Source organism: Salinispora sp. H7-4 (genome assembly GCF_013416675.1).
Lineage (GTDB): Bacteria > Actinomycetota > Actinomycetes > Mycobacteriales > Micromonosporaceae > Micromonospora > Micromonospora vitiensis.
In genome coordinates this window covers 18,660-32,218 of the sequence record NZ_JABZED010000003.1, presented here as the reverse complement: position 1 = coordinate 32,218, position 13,559 = coordinate 18,660, and the positions used below count along the sequence as shown (strand labels likewise).

Here is a 13,559-nt window from a genome sequence, read left to right as displayed (position 1 = left end):
CCATCGGTGACCCCGGTCACCGCGTTGTCCGTATCCACAAGGACGAGGTGAAGCACCCATGCGTGCATCCAGGCCGAAGGCTGCTGTCGCGGCCGTCGCGGTCGCGGCCCTCGCGGTAGCCGGCTGCGCCGAGAGCGACCGCGAGGATTCCGGCGGTAGTAACAACGACACCCTTGTCTTCGGTGTCGCCTCTGACCCGAAGGTGCTCGACCCGAGCTTCGCCAGCGACGGTGAGTCGCTGCGGGTGGCCCGTCAGATCTTCGAGACCCTGGTCCGTCCCGAGGAGGGTGGCACCAAGGTGAGCCCGGGCCTGGCCGAGTCCTGGACTCCGGACGAGGCGGGGACCACCTGGACCTTCAAGCTCCGCTCGGGCGTGAAGTTCCACGACGGCACCGACTTCAACGCCGAGGCCGTCTGCGTCAACTTCAATCGCTGGTACAACGCCACGGGCCTCATGCAGAGCCCGGACGTGACCGCCTACTGGCAGGACGTGATGGGCGGCTACGCCCAGAACGAGGACGAAGGGCTCTCGGAGAGCCTCTTCAAGTCCTGCACCGCCAAGGACGCCACCACGGTCGACCTGACCTTCACCCGGGCGTCCAGCAAGGTCCCGGCCGCCCTGATGCTGGCGTCGTTCTCCATCCACAGCCCGACGGCGCTGGAGAAGTACGACGCGGACAACATCGGTGGCACCGCGACGGACGTCCAGTACCCCGAGTACGCGACCAAGCACCCGACCGGCACCGGGCCCTTCAAGTTCAAGACCTGGGACATCGCCAACAAGTCGCTCACCATCGAGCGCAACGACGACTACTGGGGCGACAAGGCCAAGCTGAAGACCCTCATCTTCAAGACCATCTCGGAGGAGAACGCGCGCAAGCAGGCGCTGAGCTCCGGCGACGTCGACGGCTACGACCTGGTCGGGCCGGCTGATGTCGAGCCGCTGAAGAGCGAGGGCTTCAATGTCCTGACCCGGCCGGCGTTCAACATTCTCTACCTGGGCATGAACCAGGAGGGGAACCCGAAGCTGGCCGACCTCAAGGTCCGGCAGGCGATCGCCCACGCGATCAACCGGCAGGCCCTGGTCGACTCGAAACTGCCCCCGGGCGCGAAGGTCGCGACGAACTTCTTCCCGGACACGGTCGAGGGTTGGAACGGCGACGTCACCACCTACGACTACGACGTCGACAAGGCCAAGCAGCTGCTGGCCGAGGCCGACGCGGCGGACCTGACGCTGCGGTTCCACTACCCGACCGACGTCACCCGTCCGTACATGCCGAACCCGAAGGATCTCTTCGAGCTGGTCTCGGCGGACCTCGAGGCCGCTGGCATCACGGTCGAGCCGATCCCGCTGAAGTGGAGCCCGGACTACCTCAACGCCACCACCTCCGGTAGCGAGCACGACCTGCACTTCCTCGGCTGGACCGGCGACTATGGCGACGCCTACAACTTCATCGGCACCTTCTTCGACCGGCAGAAGGACGAGTGGGGCTTCGACAACCCGGCCCTCTTCGAGCAGTTCAAGGACGCCGACTCCACCGTCGATGCGGCGGAACGGGTGGAGAAGTACAAGGGTCTGAACAAGACCATCATGGACTTCCTGCCCGGTGTGCCGGTCTCGCACTCGCCGCCGACGATCGTGTTCGGCAAGGACGTGACCGGTGTCAAGGCCAGCCCGCTCACCGACGAGCGGTTCGCCAACGCTGAGTTCAAGTCCTGATCTAACGCAAGAAACCGGGCGGGCGCTGTGCTGCACAGCGCCCGCCCGCGTCCCTCCGCACCCTTCTGAGGCATCGTGTTCCGGTTTATCGTCAGACGCCTGCTCCAGCTGATACCAACGCTGTTCGGGCTTTCGCTTCTGCTCTTCATCTGGGTCCGCCGCCTACCGGGCGGCCCCGAGGACGCCATCCTCGGCGAGCGGGCCACCCCCGAGATGCGCGCGGCGATTCGCCGCAGTATGGGTCTCGACGAGCCGATCCTGGTCCAGTACGGCCGCTTCGTGCAGCGGCTCCTCCGCCTGGACCTGGGCACCTCGACGTCGACCAAGCGCCCGGTGGTCGAGGAGTTCCTGGAGCGTTTCCCCGGCACCGTCGAGTTGACGATCACCGCCCTGGTGATCGCGATCGGGGTCGGCATTCCCCTCGGCTACCTGGCCGCCCGCCGTCGGGGGCAGCTACTCGACCATCTCTCGGTCGGCGGCTCGCTGGTCGGGATCTGCGTCCCCATCTTCTTCCTGGCCTACGTCCTGAAGGCGATCTTCTCGGAGAACCTGGGCTGGTTCCCGTCCAGCGGCCGACAGGATCCGACCCTCGACGCGACCCGGATCACGAACTTCTTCGTCCTCGACGGGTTGATGACCCGGGAGTGGGATGCCGCCATGGACGCGCTCTGGCATCTGGTGCTGCCGGGGCTCGCGCTGGCCAGCATCCCGCTGGCGATCATCGTCCGAATCACCCGGGCGAGCGTGTTGGAGGTGCTCAACGAGGACTTCGTCCGGACCGCCGAGGCGAAGGGGCTGACCGAGCGGACCGTGCGGGGCCGGCATGTGCTGCGCAATTCGCTGCTGCCGGTGGTCACCTCGATCGGCCTGCTCACCGGGGGGTTGCTCTCCGGTGCCGTGCTGACCGAGACGGTCTTCGCGTTCTCCGGCATCGGGGCCTTCATCTACGAGGCGATCGGCCAGCGTGACTACCCGGTGCTGCTGGGCTTCATCATGATCATATCGGTGGTGTACGTGCTGGTGAACCTCCTGGTTGACCTCTCCTACAGCCTGATCGACCCGAGGGTGAGGGTCCGATGACGATGACAGGTAAGAAGGAGCGGTTGGACCGGCTCGCCGAGATGGTGAACCGGGACGACGAGCGGGGGGTCAGCCTCTGGCAGGAGGCGTTCCGGCGGCTGCGGCGGAACCCCGCCGCCATCATCGGCGCCGTCATTCTGACGGCCTTCGTCCTGGTGGCGCTGGTCGGCCCGTTCTTCGTCCCCTACGAGCCGAAGGACACCATCGGAATTCGCGAGGGCCTGGTGAAGTCGGGGCAGGGCATCATCCCCGGCGCCTCCGCCGAGCACTGGTTCGGCTACGACCACCAGGGTCGGGACGTCTTCAGCCGGATGATCGTCGGAGCCCGGCAGACCCTGCTGGTCGGCGTGGTCGCCACCCTGATCGGACTGGCCGTGGGCGCCCTGATCGGCGGGGTCGCGGGAGCGGCCGCCGGCCTCGGTGGCCGCTGGGGGCGCGCGGTCGACAACGCGCTCATGCGCGTCATCGACATGATGCTGGCGCTGCCCAGCCTCCTGCTCGCGGTCAGCATCGCCGCCCTGCTCGGGGCGAGCCTCAGCACCGTCATGATCGCGGTCGGCATGGTGTCGGTGCCGGTCTTCGCCCGACTGCTGCGGGTCTCGATGATCGCGCAGGCCAACAGCGACTACGTGCTCGCGGCCACCTCGCTCGGCGTCCGGAAGCCGAAGATCGCGCTGACGCACATCGTGCCGAACTCGCTGGCCCCGGTCATCGTGCAGGCCACGCTGACCCTGGCCACCGCGATCATCGAGGCCGCCGCGCTCTCGTTCCTCGGCCTCGGCAACCCGGACACGGCCCAGCCCGAGTGGGGCGTCATGCTCGCCGACGCCCAGCCGTACCTCGGCATTCGACCCGCACTGGCGATCTTCCCAGCGGTAGCGATCATCATCACCGCGCTCGGCTTCACCCTGCTCGGTGAGGCGATGCGTGAGGCCCTCGACCCGAAGCTGCGGAAGTAGGTCCCGCCATGTGTGTAGCCCGAGAAACGGGTTCGCGAGCCCCGCAGGTGCGAACGGAGGGCCGGTAATGGCACTGCTCGAAGTAGATGACCTGAGCGTCACATTCGCCCGGCGTGGGCAGCGTACGGTGCGCGCGGTGGACGGGGTCTCCTTCTCGGTCGACGCCGGTGAGGTCGTCGGTCTGGTCGGTGAGTCCGGCTGCGGCAAGAGCGTCACCTCGATGGCGATCATGGGTCTGTTGCCGCGGCATCCTGGCACCCGGATCGGCGGTAAGGCGGTCTTCGACGGCACCGACCTGCTTGGACTCGGCGACCGCGCCCGGCGGGACATCCGCGGTCGGGACGTAGCGATGATCTTCCAGGATCCGCTCTCCTCGCTGAATCCGGTGATCCCGATCGGGTTGCAGGTGACCGAGGTGCTGGCCCGCCACCGGGGAATGAAGGGTGACGCGGCGCGCAAGGAAGCGGCCGGGCTGCTGGACCGGGTCGGCATCCCGGATCCGACCCGGCGGCTCAAGGAGTATCCGCACCAGCTCTCCGGCGGGATGCGGCAGCGGGCGTTGATCGCGATGGCGCTCGCCTGCCGCCCCCGGCTGCTGATCGCCGACGAGCCGACCACCGCGCTGGACGTCACCATCCAGGCGCAGATCCTGGAGCTGCTCAAGGAGTTGGTCCACGACTCCGGCACCGCACTTGTCATGATCACCCACGATCTGGGGGTGGTCGCCGGCATGTGTGACAGCATCAACGTGCTGTACGCGGGTCGGGTGGTCGAGACCGCCCGTCGACGTCCCCTCTTCCGGGAACCACGGCACCCGTACACCTCGGGTCTGCTCGGTTCGGTGCCCCGCCTGGACAGTGGGCGCGGCGAGCCGCTGAACCCGATCCCCGGCTCGGTACGTGACGTGCTGTCCTGGTCGGAGGGCTGTGCGTTCGCTCCGCGCTGCTCCCGGCAGGTGGACGCCTGCCTCGACGAGACGCCGCCGCTGGTACGTACCCACGACGGCCGTAGCTACCGCTGCGTCGACCCGGTGCCGCTGCCCGGCGCCGTCCCGGCCCAGGCCGGCCCGGCCGACCAGTCCGGGGCGGCGAGCCCGGAGCCCAACGAGGAGAAGACCCGTGACTGACAACGACATCCTCGTCGAGGTCCGTGACCTGAAGGTGCACTTTCCGATCAAGCGGGGGGTGCTCTTCGATCGCACGATCGGCCACGTGAAGGCGGTCGACGGGGTCGACCTGCGGATCCCGCGCGGTCAGACCTACGGCCTGGTGGGCGAGTCCGGGTGCGGGAAGTCGACGCTCGGTCGGGCGCTGCTCCAGCTGACGCCGCCCACCGGTGGCGAGGTCGTCTTCGACGATGTCGAGCTGACCACACTGCCGCCGGCCCGGCTGCGCGCCATGCGCCGTCGGATGCAGATGATTTTCCAGGATCCGATGTCCAGCCTGGATCCGCGGCAGAACGTCGAGTCGATCCTCACCGAGGGTTTGCAGACCCACGGCATCGGCGGTAGCCGAGACGAGCGACGCGCGATCATCGGGGAGGCGCTCGACAAGGTGGGGCTGCCCCGGTGGGCGCTGTCCCGTTACCCGCACGAGTTCTCCGGCGGGCAGCGGCAGCGGATCGGTATCGCCCGGGCGGTGGTCCTCGGTCCGGAACTGATCGTCGCCGACGAACCGGTGTCCGCCCTGGACGTGTCGATCCAGGCGCAGGTGGTCAACCTCCTCGACGAACTACAGGAGAGCCTCGGCCTCACCTACCTGGTGATCGCGCACGACCTGGCCGTCGTCCGGCACATCTCCGACATCGTCGGCGTCATGTACCTCGGCGCCCTGGTGGAGGAGGCACCGAGCGACCGGCTCTACACCGAGCCGCTGCACCCGTACACCCGGGCGCTCATGTCGGCGGTGCCGGTGCCGGACCCGGATGTGGAGGACCGCCGGGAGCGGATCCTGCTCGCCGGTGACCTGCCGTCGCCGGCCAACCCGCCGGCGGGCTGCCGGTTCCACACCCGCTGCCCGTGGGCCCAGCCGACGCGCTGCGCCGACGAACGGCCGGTGCTGCGCGAGATCGGCGGCAGCCGGGTGGCCTGCCACTGGGCCGAGCGGATCGCCAGCGGGGAACTCCGTCCGAGTCGCGGCGGGGCGGGAGTCACCGGGGCGTCCGACGGCGGTGCGGCCCCGGAGTCGGTGTCGATCGCGGCCCCGACCGCGAAGGCGGACTCCGCCGACGGCTGAACCGTCAAAAGCCGGGTCGCGGGGCAGCCAGGACCGGCCGCCTCCGCGGCCCGGCTCAGCCGTCGGGGCGGTGGAGCAGGGCGACGGCGATTGCGTGTACCGCTCCGAGGCCGGCCGGGTCGGGCAGCGTCGCCCGTCCGCCGGTCACCACGTACCATTCGTCGGCCTCGCGGTACTGCACCCGCAGGGTGACCTGGCCGTCGAGGTAGTCGGTGCGGAGCGTCAGCTCGCCGGTGATCACGCCGACCTCGTCGGTCATCACCCCGCCCGGCCCGGGGACGATGTCCGCGCTGCAGACTCGGGACCCGCCGTCGGCCCGCATCCCGGAGCCGGGAGTGCCGCCCGCCGGGGCGCCGGGGGTCTCCGCGCTCATCCCGGCGCCGGGTACCGCGGCACCGGCCGCGCCGTCGGCCGTCATCCCGGCGCTGCCCGGGGCGGGACCACCAGCGGCGGCCGTCGCGTCGTTGTCGGCTCCCGGTGGCCGGTGCGGTGTCGGTTCCGTCCCGGTGCTGGTCATGATTGGCTCCCCCCGGTGCAGCCGGCCAACATGTCGGCCAGCGCGGTCTTCTCGTCGGTGCGCACCGACAACTGCCAGTGATGCTTCACCGTGACCCAGCTTTCGGCGTAGCGGCACCAGTACGAGCGGTTCGCCGGTCGCCACTGGGATGGATCCTGATCACCCTTCGACCGGTTGGCGGTGCGGGAAACCGCGAAGAGGTGCGGCGACCGGGTGTCGTTGGCGAAGTCTCCCCGCTTCGCGTCGGTCCACCGGTCGGCCCCGGATCGCCAGGCGTTCGCCAGCGGCACCATGTGGTCAACATCGACCTCGGAGGGGTCGGTGAGGACCTGGCCGTCGTAGACGCTCTCCCAGCGCCCACCGACCACGTTGCAGCCGGAGAGTTCGATGCCCTCCCCGTCGCGCGCGAGCACGGTGTCCCGGACATCGCAGTTCTTGCCGGTGCCCCGCCAGTGGGGGAAGCGGTCGCGGCTGTAGCCCTTCATTGATCCGGCGCTGGCCACCGTCAGCTCGGCCAGCTTCGCCATGACATTCCCGTCGTCGCTGGTGGGCGACGGGTCGGGCGTGCTGGCCGGGACGCAGCCGGCCAGGCCGAGCGCCAGCACTGTCGCGAGCAGCGGTCCGGATCTGGTACGCAGAGACGACACCTCTTTAGCTTGGCGGTTTCCGGCGGCTCCGCCCAGTACCGCGGCGGGCGGTTTCGGCGTTTCGTAGCCGCTTCGAGATCGAGTCGGGGCAACCTTGGGGCCATGACGCCACCCTCCCTTCGCCTGGGTACCCCTGCGGGGGCCGGCACGCTACTCGCCGCGGTGCTCGCCTCCGGCATGGTCTTCCTCGATGGGACCGTGGTCAACGTTGCCCTTCCCCGCCTTGGTGAAGACCTCGACGCCACCGTTTCAGATCTGCAGTGGACGGTTAACGGCTACCTGCTGATGCTCGCTGCGTTCGTACTGCTCGGTGGCGCGCTCGGTGACCGGTTCGGCCGGCGGCGGGTCTTCCTGCTCGGGGTGGTGTGGTTCACCGTGGCGTCGGTGCTGTGTGGGCTGGCCCAGGACACCGGGCAGCTCATCGCGGCCCGGCTCCTGCAGGGTGCCGGAGCGGCCCTGCTCACCCCCGGCTCCCTGTCGGTCCTGCAGGCCAGTTTCCACCCCGACGACCGGGGGCGGGCGATCGGTGCCTGGGCCGGCTTCTCCGGCGTCTCCACCGCGCTCGGCCCTTTCGTCGGCGGCTGGCTGATCGACCAGTTCTCCTGGCGATGGATCTTCTTCCTGAACGTGCCGCTGGCCGTGCTGGTGCTGCTGGCGGCCCTGCGCTGGGTGCCGGAGAGCCGGGACGAGAGCGCCTCGCGTACCAGGACCAAGGGGGCGGGCCGGCGGCGGTTCGACGTGCTCGGCACGATGCTGGGGGCGGTTGCCCTGGCCGGGATCACGTTCGCGCTGATCGACGCGCCGGCTCGGGGTGCGACGTCGGTAGCGGTGTTGCTGGCCGTCGCGGCCGGGGTCCTCGCTTCGGTGGCCTTCGTGCTGGTCGAGCGACGCCGGGGGGAGACCGCGATGCTGCCGACCGGGCTGTTCACCAGCCGAATCTTCTCCGTGCTGAACGTCTTCACCGTGGTGATCTACGCGGCGCTCAGTGGGTTCACCTTCTTCGTTGCCGTTTTTCTCCAGAACGTGGCCGGCTGGTCGGCGCTGGCCACCGGCGTCGCGCTGCTGCCGGTGACCGTGCTGCTGCTGGTCGGTTCACCGGTCGCCGGTGATCTGGCGACTCGGGTCGGGCCCCGGCTGCCGTTGACCGTGGGGCCGGTGGTGTCCGCGATCGGGCTTGTGCTGCTCCGCGAGGCCGGGGCGGAGGCGTCCTACTGGCGGGACGTGCTGCCCGGGGTGTTTCTCTTCGGGCTCGGGCTGGCCCTGGTGGTGGCGCCGTTGACGGCCTCGGTGCTGGCCGCCGTCGCGGACCGCTTCGCCGGAGTGGCGAGCGGCTTCAACAATGCCGCCTCGCGCGCCGGGGGGCTGCTCGCGGTGGCCGCCCTACCGCTGCTGGTCGGTCTCTCCGGCACCGACTACGAACGGCCGGACGAGCTGACCGCCGCCTACCGGGGCGCGTTGGCCTGGTGCGCCGCGCTGCTGCTGATGGGGGCGGTGCTGGCGGTGGTCTTCGTGCGCCGTCCGCGCCGGGCGCCGCCACCGTCGCAGCCCTGCCAGTCCCTGCCGGCCGCCACCGGGCCGGAAAAGGGTACGGGGGCGGCTTCCTGACGGCTCAGCGGGGCGGCCGACCGAGGTAGGCCGGTACGGCCGGCGGCCGGGCCCCGGGTTGACCCAGGCCGGTACGGCCGGCAGGCGGCCGGGCCCGGGTTGACCCAGGCCGGTACGGCCGGCAGGTAACCGGTGCCCGGGTTGACCTCGGATGGAGGCCAACCCGGACCGGCCCCCGGGTTGATCTCGGGTGGAGACCAACCCGGACTGGGCCCCGGGTGCCTCAGTGGGCGCGGTTGACGGCGCTGGTCACCGCCCTGATGGTGGCGGTGACGATGTTGGCGTCCACCCCGACGCCCCAGACCGTACGGCCGTCCACCGCGCACTCCACGTACGCGGCCGCCTGGGCGTCGCCGCCGGCGGAGAGGGCGTGTTCGTGGTAGTCGAGGACGCGTACGTTGACGCCGAGGGACTGCAGCGCGCTGACGTACGCGTCCACCGGGCCGTTGCCGATGGCGGTGACGGCGCGTTGCCCGCCGCCGTGCCCGACCAGCGCCTCGAACTCGACCTTGCCGTCCACCGTGCCGAGCGTGTAGTTGGTCAGGGTGACCGTGGGGTCCGCCTGGTGGTCGAGCAGGTACTGCCCGGCGAAGATCTCCCACATGGTCTGCGGGTCGACCTCGCCGCCGTTGTCGTCGGTGACCTGCTGGACCACGCCGGAGAACTCGATCTGGAGCCGGCGGGGCAGGTCGAGCTGGTGCTCGGTCTTCATGATGTACGCCACTCCGCCCTTGCCGGACTGCGAGTTGACCCGGATGACGGCCTCGTAGGTGCGACCCAGGTCCTTCGGGTCGATCGGCAGGTACGGCACCGCCCACGGGTGCTGCTCGACCGGGACGCCGGCGGTGTCGGCGGAGGCCGCGAGGGCGTCGAACCCCTTGTTGATCGCGTCCTGGTGGGAGCCGGAGAAGGCGGTGTAGACCAGGTCGCCGGCGTACGGGTGACGCTCGTGCACGGGTAGCTGGTTGCAGTACTCGACGGCGCGTTTGATCTCGTCGATGTTCGAGAAGTCGATCATAGGATCGATGCCCTGGGAGAAGAGGTTCAGGCCCAGGGTGACCAGGTCCACGTTGCCGGTGCGCTCGCCGTTGCCGAAGAGGCAGCCCTCGATCCGGTCCGCACCGGCCAGCAGGCCCAGCTCGGCGGCGGCCACTCCGGTGCCGCGGTCGTTGTGCGGGTGCAGGCTGAGCACCAGGCTGTCCCGTCGGGGCAGGTGTCGGTGCATCCACTCGATCGAGTCGGCGTAGACGTTCGGCATCGCCATCTCGACGGTGGCCGGCAGGTTGACGATCAGCCGGTGGTCCGGGGTCGGATCGAGGACCTCGATCACCTTCGCGCAGACCTCCACGGCGTAGTCCAGCTCCGTGCCGGTGTACGACTCGGGGGAGTACTCGTAGTGGATGTCGGTGTCCGGGGTGTGGATCTCCGCGTACTTCTGGCAGAGCCGGGCGCCGGTGGTCGCGATGTCGGTGATGCCGTGGCGGTCCAGCCCGAAGACGACCTGGCGTTGCAGCGTCGAGGTCGAGTTGTAGAAGTGCACGATTGCCCGCTTCGCACCCCGCAGCGCCGTGAAGGTGCGGTCGATCAGGTGTTCCCGGCACTGGGTCAGCACCTGGATGGTGACATCGTCGGGGATCAGGTCCTGCGCGATGAGCTGCCGGACGAAGTCGTAGTCGGATTGGCTGGCCGAGGGGAAGCCGACCTCGATCTCCTTGTAGCCGAGCTGCACCAGGAGCTGGAACATCCGGCGCTTGCGCTCGGGGGACATCGGGTCGATCAGGGCCTGGTTGCCGTCTCGCAGGTCGACCGCGCACCAGCGCGGCGCGGCCTCGACCTGCCGGGTGGGCCAGCTGCGGTCGGGGAGGTCGGTGCGGAACTGCCGCTGGTAGGGCTGGTAGCGGTGGTGCGGCATCCGGCTGGGGCGTTGCCGGGCGATGGGGTCGGTCTCAGCGGCGGGGGTGACAGCAGGGTGAGCCATGCGGAAGTGCCTCCGTGGTCATGTGACGTCAGCAGTCGAGGTCGGCGAGGCGCCGAAGAACGGGTCGGAGCGGGCGGCACGGTTCGACCCCGCGGCGAGGTGCCGGCCGTCAGGCCTCGCCGCGGCGACCAAGGAGAAGCAACGGCTGCCACATGACAGCGTCACCCTACGTGGCGGGGGACAGATCTGGGAAGGATCGCCCGGACTGTGAGATGGGAGTCGCAGCCCGGAGTGACCGGCAGTAGGTCGGCGGGAAGGCCGAACTCGCTGGTAGCGCCGGGGCGGTTGGCAGCGGGCAAATGTGGGAAAAGGCACCCGGAACGGTCCGCTGTCCGGAGCGTTCCGGCGCTCAGGGCCGGATGCTGGGATCACCCGAGGCGACCGAGTGGTCCGCCGGATACCCTGAGGGCGTCTTGACATGACGCCGCCGGCTCCGTCGGCGGCGTCGGCACGCTCAGGATCACGTGGGAGGGGAGTGCGCCGTCGTGGCACTCGTGGTGCAGAAGTACGGCGGGTCCTCCGTCGACAACGCCGAGCGGATCAAGCGGGTGGCCGAGCGGATCGTCGCCGCCCGTAAGGCCGGCGACGACGTGGTGGTGGTGGTCTCCGCCATGGGCGACACCACCGACGAGTTGACCGATCTCGCCAACCAGGTCAGCCCGCTGCCGCCCGGTCGGGAGCTGGACATGCTGCTCACCGCCGGGGAGCGCATCTCGATGGCGCTGCTCGCGATGGCGATCCACAACCTGGGGTACGAGGCGCGGTCGTTCACCGGCTCGCAGGCCGGGGTCATCACCACCTCGGTGCACGGTCGGGCGCGGATCATCGACGTCACGCCGGGGCGGCTCAAGGGTGCCCTCGACGAGGGCGCGGTGGTCATCGTCGCCGGTTTCCAGGGCGTGTCGCAGGACACCAAGGACGTCACCACCCTGGGACGGGGTGGTTCGGACACCACCGCCGTGGCGCTCGCCGCCGCGCTCAACGCCGACGTGTGTGAGATCTACAGCGACGTCGACGGCGTCTTCAGCGCCGATCCGCGGATCGTGCCGGACGCCCGGCACATCCGACAGATCACCTACGAGGAGATGCTGGAGCTGGCCGCCTGCGGCGCCAAGATTCTGGCGCTGCGCGCCGTGGAGTACGCCCGCCGGGCGGGGTTGCCGGTCCACGTCCGTTCGTCATACTCGACCAGCACCGGCACGATGGTCACCGGATCGATGGAGGACCTTCCCGTGGAACAGGCGTTGATCACCGGAGTCGCCCACGACCGCAGCGAAGCCAAGATCACGATCGTCGGGGTGCCCGACGAGCCGGGTGCGGCCGCGCGGATCTTCGACACCGTCGCCGGTGCAGAGATCAACATAGACATGATCGTGCAGAACGTCTCCACCGAGGGCACCGGCCGGACGGACATCTCGTTCACCCTGCCCAAGACCGACGGCCCCACCGCCATGGCCGCGCTCAGCAAGATTCAGGACAGCGTCAAGTTCAAGGGGCTGCTCTACGACGACCACGTCGGCAAGGTCTCGCTGATCGGTGCCGGGATGCGGTCCCACCCGGGCGTGGCGGCCGGCTTCTTCGCCGCCCTCGGCCAGGCCGGCGTGAACATCGAGATGATCTCCACGTCGGAGATCCGGGTCTCCGTGGTGTGCCGCGACACCGACCTGGACAACGCCGTACGCGCCATCCACGACGCCTTCGAGCTCGGTGGTGACACCGAGGCGGTCGTGTACGCGGGGACGGGGCGGTAGCCCGTGGCGTCGCAGCCCACCCTGGCTGTGGTAGGGGCGACGGGCGCGGTCGGCACCATCCTGTGTGAGCTGCTCACCGGCCGTCGGAACGTTTGGGGCGAGATCCGACTCGTCGCCTCCCCCCGGTCGGTCGGGCAGCCGGTGTGTTGCCGGGGTGAGGAGCTGACCGTCCAGGCGCTCACCCCGGAGGTTTTCGACGGCGTTGACGTGGCGATCTTCGACGTTCCGGACGCGGTCTCGGCCCAGTGGGTGCCGACCGCGGTCGACCGGGGCGCCATCGTGGTGGACAACACCGCCGTGTTCCGTACCGAAAGCGATGTTCCGTTGGTGGTCCCCGAGATCAACCCGGAGCAGGTCCGGAACCGGCCGAGGGGCATCGTCGCCAACGCGACCTGCACGACCCTCGCCATGATCGTCGCAGTGGCGCCACTGCACCGCGAGTACGGCCTGCGGGAGCTGGTGCTCTCGTCCTACCAGGCGGTCTCCGATGTCGGGCAGGCCGGGGTGGACACCCTGCACCGCCAGCTCGTCAAGGTCGTCGGAGACCGGGGGCTCGGCTCCCGCCCCGGAGATGTCCGGCAGGCGGTCGGTGACGACCTCGGCCCCTTCCCCGCACCCCTCGCGCTGAACGTGGTGCCCTGGGCCGGGGTGCCCACCGACGGCGGATGGTCCTCCGAAGAGGTGACCCTGCGTAATGACTCGCGCAAGATCCTCGACCTGCCCGATCTGAAGGTCACCGCCACCTGCGTCCGGGTACCCGTGGTCACCGGGCACTCGGTGGCGGTACACGCCGTCTTCGGCACCGAGGTGGACGCCGAGGGAGCCGGTGAGGTGCTGCGCAACGCGCCCGGCGTGATCCTGGTCGACGAACCGGCGGCCGGCGAGTTTCCGATGCCGATCGACGCCGTCGGCACCGACCCGTCCTGGGTCGGCCGCCTCCGCCGTGCCCTGGACGACCCCCGCGCGCTCGACTTCTTCGTGACCGGGGACAACCTCCGCAAGGGTGCCGCCCTGAACGCGGCGCAGATCGCTGAACTCCTGGCCGGCGAGCTCACCCGGCGTTGACGG

Annotated in this window: 11 protein-coding genes; 8 read left to right on the top strand and 3 right to left on the bottom strand. The window is 69.8% G+C overall.

Going from position 1 to position 13,559, the window contains the following annotated elements:
• Positions 1 to 58: 58 nt before the first annotated feature.
• From H0524_RS02015 to H0524_RS01995, 5 genes are all read left to right on the top strand, one after another.
• Positions 59 to 1,720 (top strand): ABC transporter substrate-binding protein, encoded by a 1,662-nt coding sequence (locus tag H0524_RS02015; protein WP_180197154.1) that lies wholly within the window; start codon positions 59 to 61, stop codon positions 1,718 to 1,720.
• A 75-nt stretch (positions 1,721 to 1,795) separates the two neighbouring features.
• Positions 1,796 to 2,800, top strand: coding sequence for an ABC transporter permease (locus H0524_RS02010; RefSeq protein ID WP_180197153.1), 1,005 nt, complete (start codon positions 1,796 to 1,798; stop codon positions 2,798 to 2,800).
• On the top strand, positions 2,797 to 3,759 hold the full coding sequence (locus H0524_RS02005; RefSeq protein WP_019870369.1) for an ABC transporter permease: 963 nt from the start codon (positions 2,797 to 2,799) through the stop codon (positions 3,757 to 3,759). Before H0524_RS02010 ends, H0524_RS02005 begins: the two co-directional genes overlap by 4 nt.
• Before the next feature lie 67 nt (positions 3,760 to 3,826).
• Complete coding sequence (locus tag H0524_RS02000) at positions 3,827 to 4,885, top strand: ABC transporter ATP-binding protein (protein ID WP_180197152.1); 1,059 nt, start codon at positions 3,827 to 3,829, stop codon at positions 4,883 to 4,885.
• Positions 4,878 to 5,993 carry an ABC transporter ATP-binding protein gene (locus tag H0524_RS01995; RefSeq protein ID WP_180197151.1) on the top strand — a complete coding sequence of 372 codons (1,116 nt, stop codon included), beginning with the start codon at positions 4,878 to 4,880 and terminating at the stop codon, positions 5,991 to 5,993. The genes H0524_RS02000 and H0524_RS01995 overlap by 8 nt, the downstream gene beginning before the upstream one ends.
• 55 nt (positions 5,994 to 6,048) lie before the next feature.
• On the opposite strand, the gene H0524_RS01990 is transcribed toward H0524_RS01995, so the two are convergent.
• Both H0524_RS01990 and H0524_RS01985 read right to left on the bottom strand, forming a co-directional pair.
• A complete protein-coding gene (locus tag H0524_RS01990; RefSeq protein WP_180197150.1) occupies positions 6,049 to 6,510 on the bottom strand; it encodes a hypothetical protein in 462 nt (153 codons plus the stop codon).
• Complete coding sequence (locus tag H0524_RS01985) at positions 6,507 to 7,115, bottom strand: DUF1524 domain-containing protein (protein WP_375371989.1); 609 nt, start codon at positions 7,113 to 7,115, stop codon at positions 6,507 to 6,509. Before H0524_RS01985 ends, H0524_RS01990 begins: the two co-directional genes overlap by 4 nt.
• A gap of 144 nt (positions 7,116 to 7,259) precedes the next feature.
• On the opposite strand from H0524_RS01985, the gene H0524_RS01980 reads away from it, so the two are divergent.
• The gene (locus H0524_RS01980; protein ID WP_180197149.1) at positions 7,260 to 8,762 is read left to right on the top strand and encodes an MFS transporter; all 1,503 of its coding nucleotides are present in this window, start codon (positions 7,260 to 7,262) and stop codon (positions 8,760 to 8,762) included.
• 223 nt (positions 8,763 to 8,985) lie between these two features.
• Here the strand turns inward: H0524_RS01980 and leuA are convergent, their stop codons facing one another.
• Entirely contained in the window at positions 8,986 to 10,740 is a 1,755-nt protein-coding gene (gene leuA / locus H0524_RS01975; RefSeq protein WP_180197148.1) for a 2-isopropylmalate synthase, read from the bottom strand.
• Positions 10,741 to 11,225: 485 nt separating this feature from the next.
• Here leuA and H0524_RS01970 point away from each other — a divergent pair, with 485 nt between their 5' ends.
• Both H0524_RS01970 and H0524_RS01965 read left to right on the top strand, forming a co-directional pair.
• The gene (locus H0524_RS01970) at positions 11,226 to 12,491 is read left to right on the top strand and encodes an aspartate kinase (protein ID WP_018221656.1); all 1,266 of its coding nucleotides are present in this window, start codon (positions 11,226 to 11,228) and stop codon (positions 12,489 to 12,491) included.
• Positions 12,492 to 12,494: 3 nt separating this feature from the next.
• Positions 12,495 to 13,556, top strand: coding sequence for an aspartate-semialdehyde dehydrogenase (locus H0524_RS01965; protein WP_180197147.1), 1,062 nt, complete (start codon positions 12,495 to 12,497; stop codon positions 13,554 to 13,556).
• The last annotated feature ends 3 nt before the right edge of the window (positions 13,557 to 13,559 follow it).

Excerpts from the sequence above, each read along its gene's own strand:
- H0524_RS02015 (WP_180197154.1), top strand. The coding sequence starts at position 59 with ATGCGTGCATCCAGGCCGAAGGCTGCTGTCGCGGCCGTCGCGGTCGCG.
- H0524_RS02005 (WP_019870369.1), top strand. The coding sequence starts at position 2,797 with ATGACGATGACAGGTAAGAAGGAGCGGTTGGACCGGCTCGCCGAGATG.
- H0524_RS02000 (WP_180197152.1), top strand. The coding sequence starts at position 3,827 with ATGGCACTGCTCGAAGTAGATGACCTGAGCGTCACATTCGCCCGGCGT.
- H0524_RS01990 (WP_180197150.1), bottom strand. The coding sequence starts at position 6,510 with ATGACCAGCACCGGGACGGAACCGACACCGCACCGGCCACCGGGAGCC.
- H0524_RS01980 (WP_180197149.1), top strand. The coding sequence starts at position 7,260 with ATGACGCCACCCTCCCTTCGCCTGGGTACCCCTGCGGGGGCCGGCACG.
- leuA (WP_180197148.1), bottom strand. The coding sequence starts at position 10,740 with ATGGCTCACCCTGCTGTCACCCCCGCCGCTGAGACCGACCCCATCGCC.